Source organism: Arthrobacter sp. TE12232, assembly GCF_054062615.1.
In genome coordinates this window covers 1539305-1557830 of the sequence record NZ_JBSSFK010000001.1, presented here as the reverse complement: position 1 = coordinate 1557830, position 18526 = coordinate 1539305, and the positions used below count along the sequence as shown (strand labels likewise).

General features: G+C 66.8%; 15 protein-coding genes. 13 read left to right on the top strand and 2 right to left on the bottom strand.

Annotated features, from left to right (window positions below; genetic code table 11):
- Window positions 1-60: 60 nt before the first annotated feature.
- The 13 genes from ACVWZ7_RS06805 to ACVWZ7_RS06745 all read left to right on the top strand — a co-directional run bounded on the left by ACVWZ7_RS06805 (window position 61) and on the right by ACVWZ7_RS06745 (window position 17414).
- Window positions 61-825, top strand: a complete 765-nt coding sequence (locus ACVWZ7_RS06805) for a hypothetical protein (protein ID WP_344363695.1) — start codon at window positions 61-63, stop codon at window positions 823-825.
- A 241-nt stretch (window positions 826-1066) separates the two neighbouring features.
- Complete coding sequence (locus tag ACVWZ7_RS06800) at window positions 1067-2488, top strand: ammonium transporter (RefSeq protein WP_456507383.1); 1422 nt, start codon at window positions 1067-1069, stop codon at window positions 2486-2488.
- Entirely contained in the window at window positions 2485-2826 is a 342-nt protein-coding gene (locus ACVWZ7_RS06795; protein ID WP_456507382.1) for a P-II family nitrogen regulator, read from the top strand. Before ACVWZ7_RS06800 ends, ACVWZ7_RS06795 begins: the two co-directional genes overlap by 4 nt.
- A gap of 181 nt (window positions 2827-3007) precedes the next feature.
- The gene (speB, locus tag ACVWZ7_RS06790; protein ID WP_456507381.1) at window positions 3008-4087 is read left to right on the top strand and encodes an agmatinase; all 1080 of its coding nucleotides are present in this window, start codon (window positions 3008-3010) and stop codon (window positions 4085-4087) included.
- Complete coding sequence (locus tag ACVWZ7_RS06785; protein WP_202615933.1) at window positions 4084-5736, top strand: thiamine pyrophosphate-binding protein; 1653 nt, start codon at window positions 4084-4086, stop codon at window positions 5734-5736. Before speB ends, ACVWZ7_RS06785 begins: the two co-directional genes overlap by 4 nt.
- A gap of 260 nt (window positions 5737-5996) precedes the next feature.
- Window positions 5997-6482 carry a MarR family winged helix-turn-helix transcriptional regulator gene (locus tag ACVWZ7_RS06780; protein ID WP_116768499.1) on the top strand — a complete coding sequence of 162 codons (486 nt, stop codon included), beginning with the start codon at window positions 5997-5999 and terminating at the stop codon, window positions 6480-6482.
- Between the two features lie 103 nt (window positions 6483-6585).
- Window positions 6586-8667, top strand: coding sequence for an MDR family MFS transporter (locus tag ACVWZ7_RS06775; RefSeq protein ID WP_456507380.1), 2082 nt, complete (start codon window positions 6586-6588; stop codon window positions 8665-8667).
- A 320-nt stretch (window positions 8668-8987) separates the two neighbouring features.
- Window positions 8988-10721 (top strand): ABC transporter ATP-binding protein, encoded by a 1734-nt coding sequence (locus ACVWZ7_RS06770; protein WP_344363707.1) that lies wholly within the window; start codon window positions 8988-8990, stop codon window positions 10719-10721.
- Complete coding sequence (locus ACVWZ7_RS06765) at window positions 10718-12808, top strand: ABC transporter ATP-binding protein (RefSeq protein WP_456507379.1); 2091 nt, start codon at window positions 10718-10720, stop codon at window positions 12806-12808. Before ACVWZ7_RS06770 ends, ACVWZ7_RS06765 begins: the two co-directional genes overlap by 4 nt.
- Before the next feature lie 89 nt (window positions 12809-12897).
- Entirely contained in the window at window positions 12898-13329 is a 432-nt protein-coding gene (locus tag ACVWZ7_RS06760) for an acyl-CoA thioesterase (protein WP_091251521.1), read from the top strand.
- Between the two features lie 59 nt (window positions 13330-13388).
- Complete coding sequence (locus ACVWZ7_RS06755; RefSeq protein WP_456507378.1) at window positions 13389-13697, top strand: hypothetical protein; 309 nt, start codon at window positions 13389-13391, stop codon at window positions 13695-13697.
- Window positions 13698-13789: 92 nt separating this feature from the next.
- A complete protein-coding gene (locus tag ACVWZ7_RS06750) occupies window positions 13790-16021 on the top strand; it encodes an McrB family protein (protein WP_456507377.1) in 2232 nt (743 codons plus the stop codon).
- A gap of 115 nt (window positions 16022-16136) precedes the next feature.
- Window positions 16137-17414, top strand: a complete 1278-nt coding sequence (locus tag ACVWZ7_RS06745; RefSeq protein WP_456509079.1) for a 5-methylcytosine restriction system specificity protein McrC — start codon at window positions 16137-16139, stop codon at window positions 17412-17414.
- 13 nt (window positions 17415-17427) lie between these two features.
- On the opposite strand, the gene ACVWZ7_RS06740 is transcribed toward ACVWZ7_RS06745, so the two are convergent.
- Entirely contained in the window at window positions 17428-17772 is a 345-nt protein-coding gene (locus tag ACVWZ7_RS06740; RefSeq protein WP_456507376.1) for a hypothetical protein, read from the bottom strand.
- 188 nt (window positions 17773-17960) lie between these two features.
- Window positions 17961-18395, bottom strand: coding sequence for a very short patch repair endonuclease (locus ACVWZ7_RS06735; protein ID WP_116768481.1), 435 nt, complete (start codon window positions 18393-18395; stop codon window positions 17961-17963).
- Window positions 18396-18526: the final 131 nt, after the last annotated feature.

Genomic DNA, 18526 nt, shown 5'->3' with positions numbered 1-18526 from the left:
GTGCCGGAACCATACAGGACGAGCGGAAGCCGCTCACACTAGCTTCAACTGGGGGATTTCATGAACCGCAACGACGTCTTTCTGTCCCTGGCGCTGGCCGCCACGCTCGCGGCCGGACTCGGCCTGAGCTCCTGTGCCGCGCCGGGCCAGCGTGCCGGCGAGACCGGAAGCGGCACGGCGAGCGCCACCGCGGCGGCCCCGACGCAGCAGGAGTCCGGCCCCGTCGCGTCGGCGGAACCCTCCGCGACCGCGGCCACGCCGGCCCCCGCAGTCACTGCCACCTCGCCGGCCACGCCGACAGCGGGTGCTGAAGCCGGCGTCAAAACCTTTACGTTCCCGGACGGACATCTGTCCTTTTCCTACCCGAGCGACTGGTCCATCCGGGTGGTCGGCTCTCCCGAGAATGCCGCCAAGCTGCGTGGCGTGCAGGCGGTCCTCGCCGATGCCACGGGCAACGAGCTGGCGTCGATTGTCAGCAGCACCAACGGCAGCAGTGCGTCCGGCCCGGTGGCCCGGACCGTCCTGGACACCGCTCCGGTGCCGGGGCTGAAAGATGTGGACGGCGAACAGTTGGCCTTCGGGTTCGCGTTTGACTCCTTCGCCGATAAGTCGGACTTCCATATGGGAGTGCGCAAAGAACGCGACTTCGCACCTTCGGTCACGGAAGCCGGTTATTCCCACGTCCAGTTCCCCAATGGCGGCGCCGAGGCCAAGGTACTGTTCGGCAGCCCGGCGTTCGCCTCCGTCGACTCCGCGAAAGCCTGGATGACCACGGAGCAGTACACCCAGCTCAAGCGCCTGCTGCTCAGCCTCAAGTACAGCTGACCCGCGCGCGGCCGACAGCTGCGAGTTTTGGTGAGATGTACGTCACATTCCGGTAACCTGCCGGAAACGGCGAATTCATGCCCGGGGCCGTCCCGTAACGCGCCCGCAAAACGAGGAAAGCCTTCCTGAAACACGCGGTGGGTAGCGTCATCTGCGGGGGGACGCACAACAGTCCCATTCGTCTCATGGTCTCGCCGAATCGGCGCCCTCGGAGCGCCGGCCCTCGAGGAAGGCTCCCGCAATGAACTTCGCTGTGCTTGCAGTAGGAATGGACGTCGATCCGCAAACCCTTGACCCTGGATCGACGGCATGGATGCTCACGGCTTCCGCCCTCGTCCTCCTGATGACCCCCGGGCTCGCATTCTTCTATGGCGGCCTCGTCAGAATGAAATCCGTCCTCAACATTATGATGATGAGCTTCGGCGCCATGGGCGTGGTCGCCGTCGTCTGGGCCCTGTGGGGCTACGGCCTCGCGTTCGGGCCGGATACCTTGGGCGGCTTCGTCGGAGACCCCTTTACGAACTTCGGACTCAGCGGGCTGACCACCAGCATCGGCACCAAGGCGGCGGGCCTGCCGGATATGGTGTTCATCGGCTTCCAGGCCACGTTCGCCATCATCACCGTCGCCTTGATCAGCGGGGCGGTAGCCGAGCGCGTCCGGTTCGGCCCCTGGCTCCTCTTTGCCGGGCTCTGGGTCACGCTCGTGTACGCGCCGATCGCGCACTGGGTCTGGGGCGGCGGCATCTTCGGGCCCACCGGCGTCATTGGCAGCAAGATCTCGGCCCTCGATTTTGCCGGCGGTACCGTGGTCCACATGAACGCCGGCATGGCAGGCCTCCTGCTGGCGGTGGTGCTCGGCAAACGGCTCGGCTTCATGAAGGATCCCAACATCCGCCCGCACAACCTGCCGTTCGTCATGCTCGGCGCGGGCCTGCTCTGGTTCGGCTGGTTCGGCTTCAACGCCGGCTCGGAACTTGCCGCCGACGCCACGGCCGCCCTGGCCTGGACCAACACGCTGCTTGCCACCAGCGCCGCCCTGCTCGGCTGGCTGTTCGTGGAGCGGTTGCGCGACGGGCATGCCACGTCGTTGGGCGCCGCCTCGGGCGCTGTCGCGGGACTCGTCGCCGTGACCCCGGCCTGCGGGTTCATCGACCCCGTCGGGGCAATCCTGATTGGTACGATCGCGGGGGCCGTCTGCGCGCTCGCCGTCGGGCTGAAGTTCAAGATCGGACTGGATGACTCCCTGGACGTGGTGGCCGTGCACTTCGTCGGCGGCCTGTGGGGGACCCTGTCCCTGGGATTCTTCGCCCTCCCGTCCGCCAAGACCGGCGGCGGGCTGTTCTACGGCGGCGGGCTGGCACAGTTCTGGCCGCAGATCCTCACCGCGCTGATTGTCACGGCTTGGAGCGCAGTGATGACCTTGCTGATCGGCTTTGCGATCCACAAGACCATCGGCATGCGCGTCTCTGAGGCCGACGAACTCTCCGGCATCGACGTGACGGAACACGCCGAAACGGCCTATGAACTCCTCATGGTTGGCGGCAGCTTCCACCCTGGAGACCCCCACAACCGGGCTGACGCTGCAGCGGTCCAGTCGCAGCCGGAAGCCCATGCCGAAGGCCAGGCCGAAAGTGAGGCTGTCCGCGGCAAGGTCTCCACGTGAAGCTCGTGACCGCCATCGTGCGGCCGGAGCGGGTCAACGCCATCAGTACGGCCCTGGAGCGGTTTGGAGTCAACGGCCTGACGGTGAGCCAGGCCAGCGGCTACGGACGGCAGCGCGGCCACACCGAGGTGTACCGGGGTGCCGAATACAACTCCGACCTGCTGCCCAAAGTGCGGCTGGAAGTGCTGGCCAACGAGGACGCCCTGGGCGGCGTCATGGCCGCCATCGAAGAGGGCGGGCGCACCGGACACTTCGGCGACGGCAAGATCTGGATCATTGAGGTGCACGACGCCGTCCGCGTGCGGACGGGGGAGCGGGGAGCCTCGGCCATCGCGTGAGGCTGCGGGGCCGGGGCGGCCGCCTCTGGCGGCGCGCCGGCGGGTCCGAAACATGTCGGACCCGCCTGGGGAAGGCTGCCGGCGGCCGGGTCCTTTGGTAAACAAATGATGCGCGACATGAAACTTCGAGTGTATGATGGCTATCACAACCGTCGGTCAATCCTCGAAGGAGAGGCTTCTTTTGGAAGAGCTGCGCATCGAGGCCAATGGCAACCTTGGCCCCATCGATTCATCCCGCATCCCGCGCTACGCAGGGGCTGCCACCTATGCCCGCCTGCCGCGGCTGGACCAGGTGGCCAAGGCCGACGTCACTGTAGTTGGCGTGCCTTTCGACTCCGGCGTCTCCTACCGCCCCGGCGCCCGCTTCGGCGCCAACCACGTCCGTGAAGCCAGCCGGCTGCTCCGGCCGTACAATCCGGCCTGGGACGTCAGCCCCTTCGAAGCCATCCAGGTGGCCGACGCCGGCGACATGGCCGTCAACCCGTTCAACATCAACGAGGCCATCGAAACCATCCAGCAGAACGCCCTGGACCTGACGGCGTCCGGCAGCAAGCTGCTGACCCTCGGCGGAGACCACACCATCGCCCTGCCGCTGCTGCGCGCCGCCGCCGAGCGCGCCGGCGAACCCATCGCCATGCTGCACTTCGACGCGCACCTGGACACCTGGGACACCTACTTCGGCGCCGAATACACCCACGGCACACCCTTCCGCCGCGCCGTCGAGGAAGGCATCCTGGACACCGAGGCCATCAGCCACATCGGCACCCGCGGCCCGCTCTACGGCAAGAAGGACCTCGACGACGACCACCGCTTCGGCTTCGGCATCGTCACCTCCGCTGACGTCTACTACCAGGGCGTCCTGGAGACCGTCGCCAAAGTCCGGGACCGGATCGGCAACCGCCCGCTCTACATTTCGGTGGACATCGACGTCCTGGACCCCGCGCACGCGCCCGGCACCGGCACGCCCGAGGCCGGCGGCATCACCAGCCGCGAACTGCTGGAAATCATCCGCGGCTTCCGCGGCATGAACCTGGTGGGCGCCGACGTCGTCGAGGTCGCCCCCGCGTACGACCACGCCGAGATCACCGGTGTGGCAGCAAGCCACGTCGCCTACGAACTCGTGACCCTCATGGCGGACCGCGCCGTCGAAGGCGACCGCTTCGGCGCGCCGAACGGCTACGCCGCCCAGGCCCTCGGCCGGGAATCCCGCCGCCCGGCCGGATTCGGCTCCTCTGTGGCTTCGCCGGTGGCCTCGCGGTGACCGGCGTGCGCAACGGCGGGGACCTCGTCGTCGAGACCCTTGAGGCTCTCGGTGCCAAGACGGTCTTCGGCATCCCGGGCCAGCACGCCCTGGGCCTCTTCGACGCCATGGGCCGCGGAAACCTGCACTTCGTCTCCTCCCGGGTGGAAAATAACTCCGCGTTCGCGGCCGACGGGTACTCCCGCGCCACGGGCGAGGTCGGCGTGCTGTTCCTCTCGACGGGTCCGGGAGCGCTGACGTCGCTGGCCGGCCTGCAGGAGGCCTACGCCACCGGCGTGCCGATGGTGGTCGTGGCGAGCCAGATCCCGCTCGAAGGACTCGGCGCCCGGCGCAAGGGCATGCTGCACCAGCTCGATGACCAGAAGGCCTCGGCCGCCAACGTCACCAAGAGCCAGCGGCTGATCCAGCACGCCTCCGGCATTCCCTCGGCGATCCAGGACGCGTGGACCGAGGCGATTTCCTCGCCGCAGGGTCCGGTGTGGCTGGAAATCCCGCAGAACGTGTTGCTGGACCCGATCGTGGTGCCCCCGGTGGAGGATGCCCTGGCCGAGGCCGCGGACAACCCGCCCCGGGTGGAGCTGGTCCGCGAGGCCGTGAAATGGCTTTCGACGGCGGAACGTCCGGCCATCATCGCCGGCGGCGGCACCCGCCGCGGCCGGGCCGAGAAGTCCCTGCTTTCGATCGCGGAAAAGCTCCGCGCCCCGGTGATCTGCACGCCCGGCGGCAACGGCGCGTTCCCCTGGAATCATGAGCTCTCGCTCCAGGCGTGGATCGAGGACCGGTACATGACCGAGCTTCTCGAGGACGCCGACGTCCTGATTGTGATCGGTTCCTCCCTGGGCGAGGTGACGTCGAACTACTTCACCTTCGAACCCCGCGGCCGGATCATCCAGATCGACGCCGAACCCCGCGTCCTGGAGTCCAACCGGCCCGGACTGGGCATCCGCGCCGACGCCGGCCAGGCCCTCGCTGCCCTCGACGAGGCCCTCGTGATCGGCGAAGCCGGCCCCGACTGGCACGGCACCGCCCCCGAGACCCTGGTCAAGGAGACCCTGGCCAAGGTCACGGCCCGGCTCGAGTCCCAGGACCTGGCCAAGGAACTGAAGTTCATGGCCGACATCCGCGAGGCCGTGCCTGCGGACATGCAGACGTTCTGGGACATGACGATCTCGGCCTACTGGGCCTGGAGCTGCTGGGACGCCCGGGACGGCCAGTTCCACTCCGCGCAGGGCGCCGGCGGCTTGGGCTTCGGCTTCCCCGCCGCGATCGGCGGCGCCGTCGGCCTGGAAACCACCGGCAAGCCCGGCAGGGTGCTGGCCGTTTCGGGGGACGGGTCCTCCATGTACTCCATCTCCGAGCTCGCCACCGCCAAGCAGCACAACATCCCGGTCACCTGGCTGATCGTGGACGACGGCGGCTACGGCATCCTGCGCGAATACATGGTCGGCGCGTTCGGCAAGGCCACGGCCACCGAGCTCTCCCGGCCGGACTTCGTCAAACTTGCCGAGGCCTTCGGCGTCCCGGCAGTCCGGGTCGCCCCCGAAGACGTCGGGGATGCCCTGAAGGCCGGCTTCGCCGCCGACGGCCCCAACGTCGTCGTCGTCGAAACCCTGCTCAAAATGTTCGGCCCCACCCACCTGGCCACCTAAGCGGGCCGGCCGTCCGGCCGCCTGGCTTGGGCGGCCAACCGGCCGCCTGGCACCGTAGGATCCTGCACGCTTACCGCGCGGACCTGGCGGGTCCACCCCTCACCGCGAGGGATGGGCCCGGCAGGTCCGCGTTTGGCGTTTAAACACCCTTCTTCGGGATCGGACCGGCACCTCACACGGCCATCAAAAAGGGTTAGTTTCCCGAAGTAACCATTTTGGTGATATGGTTGCCTAGGGCAAGCAAAAAAGGGGTGTCCATCATGTCAGTTGAATCCAACGCTGCAGCCAAACTCGTTTACCAAATCTTCGACCTCCAGCGCGCCGTCCGCTGTGTTGCCACCGCTAACTTGCGCGGGCAGGACACCGGAGTGGCGCTACAGGGTGTTCTCCGTTTTGTGGGGGAGGGCGAATCCCGGGCCACGCATCTTGCGGAGCGCCTCGGCGTTAGCGCTCCGGTGCTCAGCCGCCACATCGCCGAACTCGAAGAGCACGGCTATGTGGTCCGCCGGCCGGACCCCGAGGACGGCCGCGCGCAACTGATCGCCCTGTCCGCCACCGGTGCGGAAAAGCTGCGCGCTATCGAGGACCATCGCACGGCAACCATCCAGGACCTCCTGCAGGACTGGAGCCAGAACGACGTCGAAGAGACGGCGCGCACCCTGCAAAAACTCGCTGAGTCCCTCAGGACCTCAGCCCGGGCAACGACGGCCGGACCCACGAATACGACCGAAATTGTTGAGGAGTAGACATATGGCTAGCCACGCTGCCGCCACAGGGCCGTCCCCGGTCCCATCAGGCATTCAGCCGGGGGCGCCCCGCGCATCCCAGACCGCCGCAGAACCTGCGGCGATGACCCACCGCCAGATCATGGAAGCACTCACCGGGTTGCTCGCGGCGTTCTTCACCGCCATTCTGAGCAGCACGATCGTTGCCAACGCGCTTCCCACCATCATGTCCGAGCTCAAGGGCACCCAGACGGACTTCGCCTGGGTGATCACCGCGGCGCTCCTGGCCAACGCCGCAACCACCCCGATCTGGGGCAAGCTCGCCGACCTTTTCAACAAAAAAGTCCTCGTCCAGCTAAGCATCGTGATCTTCGTGGCCGGCTCCGTCATGGCCGGCCTGTCCCAGACCATCCCGCTGCTGCTGACCGCCCGCGTCATCCAAGGCATCGCCATGGGCGGCCTTACCGCCCTGGCCCAGGCCATCATCGGCTCGATGATCCCCCCGCGTGACCGCGGAAAGTACTCCGGCTACATGGGCGGCGTCATGGCCGTAGGCACAGCCGGCGGCCCGCTGCTCGGCGGCTTCATCGTCGACAGCCCGCTCGGGTGGCGCTGGACCTTCTTCGTCTGCGTCCCGCTCGCCGTCGTCGCCCTCATCCTGCTGCAGATCACCCTGAAGATTCAGCACGTCAAGCGCCCGGCCACGATCGACTGGCTCGGCTCCGTCCTGCTGACCTCAGGCGTCAGCCTGCTGCTCATCTGGGTCTCCTTCGCCGGCAACCCCGACTACTACGACTGGTGGTCATGGCAGTCGGTCGCCATGGTGGGCGGCGGCGTCGTGCTCCTTGGCCTGCTGGTGCTGGTGGAATCCCGCGTGGCCCAGCCGATCATCCCGCTCAAGATCATCTCGGAGCGGACCACCGCCCTCGCGATCCTCGCCTCGGTGGCCGTCGGCGTCGGCATGTTCGGCTCCTCGACCTTCCTGGGCCAGTACTTCCAGGTGGCACGCGGTGCCACCCCCACGGAAGCCGGCCTGCTCACGCTGCCCATGATCGCGGGCAACCTGATCGGTTCCGTCGCCTCGGGCATGCTCATCAGCCGCACCGGCAAGTGGAAGCGGTACCTGATCGCCGGCTCCATCCTGCTGATCGGCGGCCTCGGCCTGGCCGGCACCATGGACCACACCACCGACTTGTGGCTGACCGGCATCTACACCGCCATCCTCGGCATCGGTCTCGGCCTGCTGATGCAGAACCTCGTGCTCGCCGTGCAGAACACCGTCCAGGCCAAGGACATCGGCACGGCCAGCGCCTCTGTTGCCTTCTTCCGGTCCGTCGGCGGCGCCATCGGCGTCTCGGTCCTCGGAGCCGTCCTGGGCAACCGGGTCAAGGAACTCGTCACGGAGGGGCTCGCTTCCGCCGGCATCCAGGTTCCGGCGGGATCCTCGGGAGCCAGCATGGACCTCAAGGACATGCCTGCACCCATCCGCGACATCATGCGGGCCGCCTACGGTGACGCGATCGCGGAGGTCTTCATGATCTCGGCAATCATCGGCGTGATTGCCCTGGTGGCCATCCTGTTCATCAAGGAACGCCCGCTGCGCCGGACTGTCGATATCCGGCCCGAGTCGGCCGAGCAGGCAGGCGACGCCGCTGCTGCTGTCGCCGCCGGAGGTGCTTCTGCGACCGCACTTGGAAATACCGGAAACGACGCCGTCCGGGGCGCCTCGTCCGCCACCGGAACCGGCATCGTGGACCTGGACCGGGAATTCATCGAGGTGCTCAGCCGCGAGCGGGCCGAATCCCGCTTCCCGGACGCCGCCCGCCAGGAGGCAGGCCTGACGTCCGACCCGGCTTTCCGCCAAGGGGAGCCTCGCCAGGGGGAGTCAGCCGCAGAGCGCGCGGCCGACAGGGAAGGCGCCCGTCAACGGTCCCGGACCCTTGTGGCCGATGACCGGCCCGAGGCAGCCGACGTCGTGCCCGTACTGCTGCAGACCCAGCAGCTGCTGGCCGAGCAGCAGCTCCAGCTGGCCGAGGCGCTGCGCGCCGTGTACGACCAAGCTGCTGAGCAGCGTGCGATTGCCGCGGAACAGGCCCGTGTTGCCGAGGAGCTCACGGTCCTGCGCCGGCAGTTGGCCAAGCAGCGCAAGATGCAGCGCGCGGCGGCCGACTACATCGCCACGCACGGGCGGCACCGGACCGAGTAGCACCCGGTTCCGCGTCCGCCGCTCCGGACCCTCAAGGCTCCGCGGCCGCCCCTTGGGCAGCCGCGGGGCTTTCGGCGTATCCGCCGGGGGGCCGCCTTCTAGCCGAGGGACGGGCGCCAGCCACTAAGTACACCGTTTGGATGATATTTGGTGTCCCGTGTTCCACCCGGGCGGGGGATTTCGTAGAGTTGGATGGCTGTGGCTGTCGGACCCAAAAGATAGTCTCCAATCAGCTCTTCAACGCACTTCATTTTTCGGTCTTGTTCGGTCTCCTGATTCGTCAGACTCCCCTCATTCGGTACTCCTAAGGACTCGTGGGCATGCTCGTCACCCTCATGCGGCGTTATTCCAAGCCGTATCTGCCATATATCGCGGCTGTGGTCATCTTCCAGCTGGCGTCCACCATCGCGGCTCTGTACTTGCCCAGCCTCAACGCCCAGATCATCGACGAGGGCGTGTCCCGCGGCGACACGGACTACATCTGGCGCACCGGCGGCATCATGCTCGGCGTCGCCCTGATCCAGGTGGCCACCGCGATCGCCGGCGTGTACTTCGGCTCGAAGGCGGCCATGGCGTTCGGCCGGGACCTGCGCCGCGGGGTCTTCCGGAAGGTCAGCAGCTTCTCGGCCCGCGACGTCAACGTTTTCGGTGCCCCCACGCTGATCACGCGAGGCACCAACGATGTCCAGCAGGTCCAGATGCTCATGCTCATGACGCTGAACTTCATGGTGGCCACGCCCATTATGTGCATCGGCGGCATCTTCATGGCCGTGCGCGAGGACCTCAACCTGTCCTGGCTCGTCTGGGTTTCGGTGCCCCTGCTGGTGGTTGTGGTGGGCTACCTCGTGGTTCGCCTCATGCCCCTCTTCCGTTCCATGCAGGCGAAGATCGACCGGCTCAACGGGGTCCTGCGCGAGCAGATCATCGGCATCCGCGTGGTCCGGGCGTTCGTGCGCGAACCCCACGAGGCCGAGCGCTTTGGCGCCGCCAACAAGGACCTCACCGACGTCTCGCTGAAGATCGGTTCCCTTTTCGTGCTCATGTTCCCCGCCATCGGCATGATCCTGCACATCTCCACCGCAGCCGTGCTGTGGTTCGGCGGCCAGCGCGTCGACGCCGGCGAGATGCAGGTGGGCTCGCTGACGGCCTTCCTGCAGTACCTCCTGCAGATCCTCATGGCCGTCATGATGGGCACGTTCATGGCCATGATGATTCCCCGTGCCTCGGTCTGCGCCGACCGCATCGGTGAAGTGCTCGACGTCGAACCCTCCATCCACGAATCGCTCACCCCGGTGGCGCCGGCGGCAAAGGCCGGGCGCGTGGAATTCCGGAACGTGACCTTCGCCTACCCCGGCGCCGAAGCGCCCGTGCTGAGCAACATCAGCTTCACGGCTGAGCCCGGCCAGACCGTGGCCATCATCGGCTCCACAGGCGCCGGAAAGACGAGCCTGCTGGCCCTGCTGCCGAGGCTCTACGACGCCGAATCCGGCGAGGTCCTGCTCGACGGCGTGCCCGTCACCGAACTGGACCGTGCCGAGATCACCCAGCGCGTGGCCATGGTGCCGCAACGGCCCTACCTGTTCTCCGGAACCATCGAGCACAACCTGCGCTTCGGCAAGCCCGAGGCCACCGACGAGGACCTGTGGGAAGCCCTGACGGTCGCCCAGGCCGCGGATTTCGTGCGCGAAAAGAAGGGCGGCCTTGCGTCCCGGATCTCCCAGGGCGGCACCAACGTCTCGGGCGGGCAGCGGCAGAGGCTCTGCATCGCCCGTGCCCTCGTCACCGAGCCCAAGGTCTTCCTGTTCGACGACTCGTTCTCGGCCCTTGACGTCGCCACCGACGCCAGGCTCCGCCGCGCGCTCAAGGCCAAGACGGCCGACGCCACGGTGATCATCGTCGGCCAGCGCGTGTCCACCATCGCCGATGCGGACCAGATCCTCGTCCTGGATAACGGCAGGATCGTGGACCGCGGAACACATGAGGAACTGTTGCAAAGCTCCAGCACCTACCAGGAAATCGTCGAATCCCAGCTGAGCGCGGAGGCAGTGGCATGAGCACCAACGAGAAAGTCTCCACCGCCTCGGCCCAGGCCCCGGACGGGACAGCACCGGACGCGACAGCAGCCGCGATGCCGGCAACGGACGTACTGGACGATGATTTCCTCGAGGAGGAGTTCACTCCCGGCGAAGCCGACGGCGGCATGTTCGGCGCCGTGCCGGCCAAGAAGGCCCAGCACTTCTGGCCCTCGGCCAAACGGCTCATGGGGTTGCTGAAGCCCGAGCGTGCCGGCATCATCGCGGTTCTCGCGATGGTGACAGTCGCCGTCGTACTCAACGTCATCGCCCCGCGGATTCTCGGCCAGGCGATGGACGTGATCTTCGCGGGCGTGGTCGGCAAGCAGCTCCCGGCCGGCGCCACCAAGGAGCAGTTAATCGAAGGACTGCGCTCCCAGGGCCAGGACAACTTTGCCGACATGCTGACCAAGATGGATGTGGTGCCCGGTGCGGGCATCGACTTCCAGAAGCTCGCGTTCCTCATCAGCGTGGTGCTGGTGATGTACTTCGTCGCCAACATCTTCCTGTGGCTTCAGGGCTATGTCCTGAACGTGCTGGTCATGCGCGTGGTCCGCAAGCTTCGTGACGACACTGAGAAGAAACTCAACGAGCTGCCGCTGAACTACTTCGATACCCGCCAGCGCGGCGACGTCCTCTCCCGCGTCACGAACGACGTCGACAACATCCAGCAGGCGCTCCAGCAGGCCTTTGCGCAGCTCGTGAACTCGGCCCTGACGGTGCTCGGCATTGTGATCATGATGTTCATCGTGTCCTGGCAGCTGGCCCTCATCGCGCTGATCGCACTGCCGCTCTCCGGGGTGGCCGCCGGCATCATCGGCGCCCGCAGCCAGAAGCTCTTCGCCGCCCAATGGAAGAACACCGGCGAGCTCAACGGCCAGATCGAGGAATCCTTCTCCGGCCACGACCTCGTCCGCGTGTTCGGCCGCGACGCCGACATGCTGGCCCGTTTCGACGAACGGAACGAGGAACTCTACCGGGCCAGCTTCGGCGCCCAGTTCGTCTCCGGCATGATCATGCCGGTCATGCAGTTCGTCTCCTACCTCAGCTACGTGGGGATCGCGGTCGTGGGCGGACTGCGCGTGGCCTCGGGCAGCATGAGCCTCGGCGACGCCACGGCGTTCATCCAGTACTCGCGCGAGTTCACCCAGCCGCTGGGGCAGATGGCCGGCATGGCCAACATGCTGCAGTCCGGTGTCGCCTCCGCGGAGCGGGTCTTTGAATTCCTCGACGCCGACGAACAGGACGCCGAGACGGCCACCGAGCACCTCCCGGCCAAGACCGACGGCCACGTCGAGTTCAAGCACGTCACCTTCAGCTACTCGCCGGACAAGCCGCTGATCGAGGACCTGTCGTTCACCGCCGAGCCCGGACACACCGTGGCGATCGTGGGTCCGACCGGGGCCGGCAAGACCACCCTGGTCAACCTCGTGATGCGCTTCTACGAACTGAACGCCGGCAGCATTACCCTGGAGGCGGTGGACATCACCCGGCTGAGCCGGTCGGAGCTGCGCGCCAAGGTCGGCATGGTGCTGCAGGACGCCTGGCTGTTCGGGGGGACCATCTACGAGAACATCCGTTACGGCAAACTGGACGCCACCGAAGACCAGATCATGGCGGCAGCCAAGGCCACCTTCGTGGACCGCTTCGTCCGCGCCCTGCCGGATGGCTATAACACGGTCATTGACGAAGAAGGCAACAACGTCAGCGCCGGCGAAAAACAGCTCATCACCATCGCCCGGGCCTTCGTGGCGAACCCGTCACTGCTCATCCTGGACGAGGCCACGAGCTCCGTGGACACCCGCACCGAAGTCCTGGTGCAGAAGGCCATGGCCGCGCTCCGCACCGAGCGCACCAGCTTCGTGATCGCCCACCGGCTCTCCACCATCCGGGACGCGGATACCATCCTGGTTATGGAGGCCGGCCGGATCGTCGAGCAGGGCCGGCACGCCCAACTGCTGGCACTGCAGGGCGCGTACTACCGGCTGTACATGTCCCAATTCGCGGGCGAGGACGCAGACCCGGCCTCAGCAGAGGCGGCAGAGGACGCGACGGCGGTGCGAAGTTGAGCGCCGCAGGACACGCCGGCGAGGCGGGAGCCCCGGCAGCGGGGGAGGCGGGAGCCACCGAGCCCAGGCGCCTCGAGGTGGAGGTGCCGATGCGCTGGAGCGACATGGATGCGTACGGGCATATCAACAACGTCCAGATCGTCCGGATCCTGGAGGAAGCGCGGATCGCCGGGTTCGGGCCGCCGCGCGGAGCCGGGCTGCCCGGGACCGAACCCCTGGTGTCGCTCTTCAACGACATCCCGGAGGGGACTCTGGCGCTCGTGGTGGAGCACAAGATCCGGTACGTCAGGACCCTGGAGTACCGGAACGTGCCCGCCGTCGTCCAGCTCTGGGTCGGCGCGGTCAAGGGCGCCAGCTTCGATATCCACTACCTGGTGCAGGATCCGGTGACCCGGGAGGACTGCGTCCGGGCCACAAGCCATCTGGCCTTCGTCGACGAGGCAACCGGACGGGTCCTGCGGCTGACGCCGGAGCAGAAGGAACGGCTGGCACCCTATACCCGCGCCCACCCGGTCCAATAGCCCCTACCCCCGTTCTTGGCACGGCTCCTACAATGAACAATCCCGACGCATAAGGAGCAGTGGTCGCTGTGAACATGGGCAAGAACATGCACAAGAACATGGGCAAGGACATGCACCAGAAGATGCACATGAGGCACCCCCGCAAGAAGACATGGAAAGAGCTCTCCCCGAGGGCGAAGATCGGAACAATCGCCGGCGCGGTTATCCAACTGACGCTGCTCGTTGCAGCCCAACGCGACATTTCGCGCAGGCCCGCAGCGGAAATCCGCGGCAGCAAAGCGATGTGGAGGGCTGCCACCCTAGTGAACTTCATCGGTCCGGGGTGCTATTTCACCTTCGGCGTGAAGCGCCTTCCCGCCACGAAATAGCCACGGCCAACCACCCGCCCGGGATCTACTGGCAGGTAGCTGGAGGGCAGCGTTAAATGCGCGCGTTCAGTTTAAGCCTGTAAATTGAACGTATGACCCCAACCAAAAAGCCTGCCCTGCACCGTGCCCTCGGTATCTCCAAGGAGATTGAAGACGCGGCGTGGTTCGTGCTGGGCCCGGGGTTGCTCGGCAAGGCGTCCGCCCTGGACGGCCGCACCAAGACATGGTCTGTCCCGGCGGCCGCGGAGTTGCTGGAACGTCTCGAACGAGGCGTTCCGGACCCCAAGGCGCCGATGATGACCAACCTGCGCCAGAACTTGGAGGACGCCACGCGCGGGGCGAAGCAACTCGCAGTGGAGCTCCTGTTCCTCCAGTCCCTGCCGCTGGCCCACGAGGTCAAGTCACTCAAGGTCAAGCGGGCCCGTGTCGCCGAGGCCGCGTCCTGGCTGGAGCCCCCGCTTGAGCTCCCCGACGAGCTCTACGCCGGCATGACGGACCACGGTGTGATCCGGGACCGGACCGCGGAATTCAACTGGACCATCTGGGACCATCTGAAGTGGCTCTGCCGCTTCGTGCAGCACGTCGCCCAGCGGCCGGCCGGCGTCGTCCAGGCCGCGGTCAAGGACCCGCTGGCCTTCCACCGGCTGGTCGCCGGGACCCCGGATGACCAGCCGGCCATCCGCCGCAGCATCGAGTTCCTGGTCTGGCCCAGCTACTTCGAACCTGTCGTGGCCGACGTCGAACGGCAGGAAATCCGCGACGCCTTCGCATCCCTCGTGGGCGGCGCCAAGGGGGACAGCGACGAGGAAATTTCCGCGGACATCCACCGCATCCGCCTGCACCTGGACCAGCAGGCCGGGCAGCGGATCGACTGGTACTCCCGCCAGCTGGTAAGCCAGTGGAGGAAGGTCGGTGATCCGGGTCGTCGCGCCTGGCTGCTGCGCACCCACCACGACAACGCTGAGCTGCTGGGGGAGTGGCGGGACGAGGAAGCAGTGACGCTCGACGTCGAACACCTCCGCCTCCTGGACCCCGGCGTTACCGCCGGGCTGGTCCAGAACGCCGTTGACGAGGACTACAAGCACCTCGGCTACGTGGAGCGGGAGGACACCAAGACCGCCGTCTTCGCCTTCCTGACCGTGATGAAGCCGGGCGATCTCGCGCTTTACCAGAGTTCGGGCAAGGTCCGGATCGGTGTGGTCCTCGGCGAGCCGGAGCACGGCAAGGACAACCGTCAGCTCCGCCGCAAGGTCCGTTGGTTCGATGAGGAACACGACGTCACCGGCCTGCCCCGGCACGTGCAGCGGCAGCTGACCACGTCCGGCAACATCGTGGACATCACCCGCGTGATCCAGGCGCTTGAGGCGCTCCTGCCCGCAGAAGCCGAATCCGAGGCCGGCGACGGCGTCGAGCCGGCCGCCGCCGTCGAACCGGCCTGTGAAGGTTTCCGCCCGCTGACGGAGGAGTTCGCCGCGTCCCTGCATATGGACCTGGAGCCGCTGCAAGAAATCGCAGAACTCCTTGAGGAGAACCGGCAGCTGGTCCTCTACGGTCCGCCGGGAACCGGCAAGACGTACCTCGCCAAACATCTCGCCGCCGAGCTCGCCGGCGACACCACGGACGAGCGGGTCAAGCTGGTGCAGTTCCACCCCTCGTACGCCTATGAGGACTTCTTCGAGGGCTTCCGCCCGGACAAGACGGATGAGGGCCAGGTGTCCTTCAAGCTCGTGGCCGGTCCGCTGCGCCGGCTTGCTGAGGAGGCCGCCAAACCCGGCAACGAGAGCAAGCCGTACTTTCTGATCATCGACGAGATGAACCGGGCAAACCTCGCCAAGGTGTTCGGTGAGCTGTACTTCCTGCTCGAATACCGGGATGACCGGATCTACCTCCAGTACAGCCCCAATGAGCCGTTCACGCTGCCGGACAACCTCTACATCATCGGCACCATGAACACCGCGGACCGCTCCATCGCGATGATGGACGCGGCTATCCGGCGCCGCTTCTCGTTCATTGAGCTCCATCCGAAGACGGAGCCTGTGAAGGGCTCACTCTTGCGTTTCCTGCAGGCCCGCGACCTGGACACGACGCCGGCCTTGCTGCTGGACGCCTTGAACGACGCCATCGATGAATGGGACCGGGACCTGATGATCGGGCCCTCCTACTTCATGAAGAAGTCCGCGCAGACGCCCAAGGGCCTCCGCCGGATCTGGAAGTACGAGCTCATGCCGCTGCTGGAAGAGCACTATCACGGCCAGCTCAACCGCGCCCAGCTCGAGGAGCGGTTTGGACTGGAACAACTCCTCGGCCGCCTTGCGCACGTCTAGGCTGACGCCGTCCGGGGGCTCTATGGCGCTGGAGCGGAGAGTGGCGGACCGGAACGCGGCCGACCGGGGTACGTCCGCGCCGGGCGCACTCGGGGCGGGCGGGCCCGGACGGGGCATGCAGGCCCGGGCGGCGTCTGGCCCGGCTGTGGCCGGGCGCGGCGGCGCGGTGGCCGGGCGGCACCTTGTCATCGACGAGCTCTCCGCCGGCGTCGTGGAGCGGCTTGATCCGGACACCGCGGCCTACGTCAATGCCAGCGGCCTGGCAAAAGCCTCGCCGATGGGCATGGGCCTGTACCGGATTGAACCCGTCGGAAAGGTGGGCTCGGTGCGCACCCCCACCGTCCAGTTGGAGGTGCGGCCGAAGGGACGGCTCGGTCTGAGCCGGCTCCTGTTCCTGCTCGGCTACGCCGGGGATCAAGGGTTCCGCGACGAATCCGTCGCCGCCGTGGAGCACACCGATCTCTGGAGCGCGCTGGCCGAGTCCCTGGCGCAGCTTGCCGACCGGGCGCTGAGCCGCGGCGTGCTGCAGGGGTACCTGATGGTGGAGGAATCCCTGCGGACCGTCAAGGGCCGGATCCGGATCTCGGACCAAATTTCCCGCCGGCCGGGAATGCTGGTCCCGCTGGAAGTCTCGTACGACGAATTCACCGAGGACATCGCGGAGAACCGGATTTTGCGCGCCGCGCTGGAACGGATGTCCCAAGTGCCGCGCGTGCGGCCGGAAGTCCTCAGCCGGCTGCGCCAGCTAAAGGGAAAGCTCGACGCCGTGACGCGCCTTCAGTCCGGCGCGCCGCTGCCGCAGTGGCGGCCCAGCCGGATGAACACCCGCTACCACGCGGCTCTCCGGCTCGCCGAGCTGATCCTGCGGAACGCCTCGGCGGAGGCCGGCGACGGCAAACAGCAGTCGGCGTCGTTCGTGGTAGATATGGCGAAAGTGTTCGAGGACTTTGTCGGGACGGCCCTGCGCGAAGCCATGGCTGCCTTCCCCGGCGAGATGCGGCTGCGCTACAACGCGCTCCTCAACGAGGCCGTCCGCGACTCGGACAGGATCGTCGTGCAGCCCGGGGCAGTCCATTTCCTCGGCGGCCGGCCCGTCATGGTGTACGACGCCAAGTACAAAGCAGCAGCCGACGCCGGCGCATCGCTCTCGGGCGACCACTACCGGATGCTGGCCTACTGCACATCGCTGCGGGTGCCGACGGCATGGATTATTTACCCGGGCGCCGGGGAAATCAAGCTGCGCCGGATCCTCAACACCGACATCGACATTGTCGAGTTCCCGCTGGATTTGTCCTTGCCGCCGTCGCAAATTCTTGCCTCGGTGGCAGATCTGGCCCAGCAGTCCTGGGGCGAAGTGCTCCGGCAGGCCAGTATCGACAGGTCAGCCAGCTAAACTGCTCAGCGCGTTAGGCGGATTCGTCCTGCCGGACGCCCACGGTCAGCAGGTGGTCCAGAAGCGCTTTTTCCGGCTGGCCCGGGTTGTTGGCGACATGCCACAGCAGTTTGTCCTGCGCTTCAGCATCATCCGGGTTGGTCGATGCGAGAACCTCATTAATGATTGAGGTCGACTGCCGACGCAAGGGTTCAAGATCCGGGTCCGCTCCGCGGAACCGGCGGGGCCGGACGGCACGGTGTGTGGAGTGGCTGAGGGGACGGAACTGCAGGACTGTGGGACTGTAATCTGAGGGACTGGAATCTGCCGGCGTAGCAGCCGTGTCGGGCTCGTCGTTGGACATCAGCAAGTGCGGCATGCGCTCTCCCGTGTTTGCAGTACGTAGTGGTACTGACCGAATAGTGCCTAAGGTCCCCGAATTCGAATAGTAGCGGAGACCACCTGCCTGAACCGGAAGCCGGGCCACGCGACACGCAGGACTTCTCATGGTTTTTGCTGATTCGAGGTGGAGGCCGATGCCGGCTTAGGCCGGACGTCGATGCCGGTTCATGCCGGCGGCGTGCGCTGCAGGAAAGCCTCGAGGCGGTCCTCCAGCGCCGATGGGTCCTTGAGCTCGCATTCCCAGACGGTGAGAACCTCCCAGCCATCGCGTTCGAGCTGGAGCCGTTGCTCGGCGTCGCGGTTCCGGGTCCGCGTGCGCTTTGTTTCCCAGAATTCCGCATTGGCTTGGGGCGCGTGCTGCCCCGCCCGGCAATCGTGGAAATGCCAGAAGCAGCCGTTGACGAAGATGACTTTATGCCGGCCGGCGAAGACGAGGTCCGGGTTGCCCGGGAGTTTGCCGCCGGCTGCGCTGCCGTGCAGCCGGTACCGGTAGCCCTTTGCGTGCAGCAGCTTGCGGACCAGCATTTCGGGCTTCGTATTCTTGCCCCGGATGCGGGACATGTTCCAGCTGCGCCGCTCGGGGGTCAGCTTGTCCGCCATCATTCAAGTCTAGGCGGCCGCCCCGGGCAGGTCCCCGGGAAGGTCCTCGGCCTCAGCGCGCGGACGGTGACCGACGGGCAACGAGACCCCGGCGATGCCGGACGCCGAACGGCGGCCGGGAGACGACGTCG

Coding starts and splice junctions, on each gene's coding strand:
- ACVWZ7_RS06770 (WP_344363707.1), top strand. CDS start 8,988: ATGCTCGTCACCCTCATGCGGCGTTATTCCAAGCCGTATCTGCCATAT.
- ACVWZ7_RS06750 (WP_456507377.1), top strand. CDS start 13,790: ATGACCCCAACCAAAAAGCCTGCCCTGCACCGTGCCCTCGGTATCTCC.
- ACVWZ7_RS06780 (WP_116768499.1), top strand. CDS start 5,997: ATGTCAGTTGAATCCAACGCTGCAGCCAAACTCGTTTACCAAATCTTC.
- ACVWZ7_RS06760 (WP_091251521.1), top strand. CDS start 12,898: ATGCGCTGGAGCGACATGGATGCGTACGGGCATATCAACAACGTCCAG.
- ACVWZ7_RS06735 (WP_116768481.1), bottom strand. CDS start 18,395: ATGGCGGACAAGCTGACCCCCGAGCGGCGCAGCTGGAACATGTCCCGC.
- ACVWZ7_RS06745 (WP_456509079.1), top strand. CDS start 16,137: ATGCAGGCCCGGGCGGCGTCTGGCCCGGCTGTGGCCGGGCGCGGCGGC.
- ACVWZ7_RS06765 (WP_456507379.1), top strand. CDS start 10,718: ATGAGCACCAACGAGAAAGTCTCCACCGCCTCGGCCCAGGCCCCGGAC.
- ACVWZ7_RS06805 (WP_344363695.1), top strand. CDS start 61: ATGAACCGCAACGACGTCTTTCTGTCCCTGGCGCTGGCCGCCACGCTC.
- ACVWZ7_RS06800 (WP_456507383.1), top strand. CDS start 1,067: ATGAACTTCGCTGTGCTTGCAGTAGGAATGGACGTCGATCCGCAAACC.
- ACVWZ7_RS06740 (WP_456507376.1), bottom strand. CDS start 17,772: ATGCCGCACTTGCTGATGTCCAACGACGAGCCCGACACGGCTGCTACG.
- ACVWZ7_RS06775 (WP_456507380.1), top strand. CDS start 6,586: ATGACCCACCGCCAGATCATGGAAGCACTCACCGGGTTGCTCGCGGCG.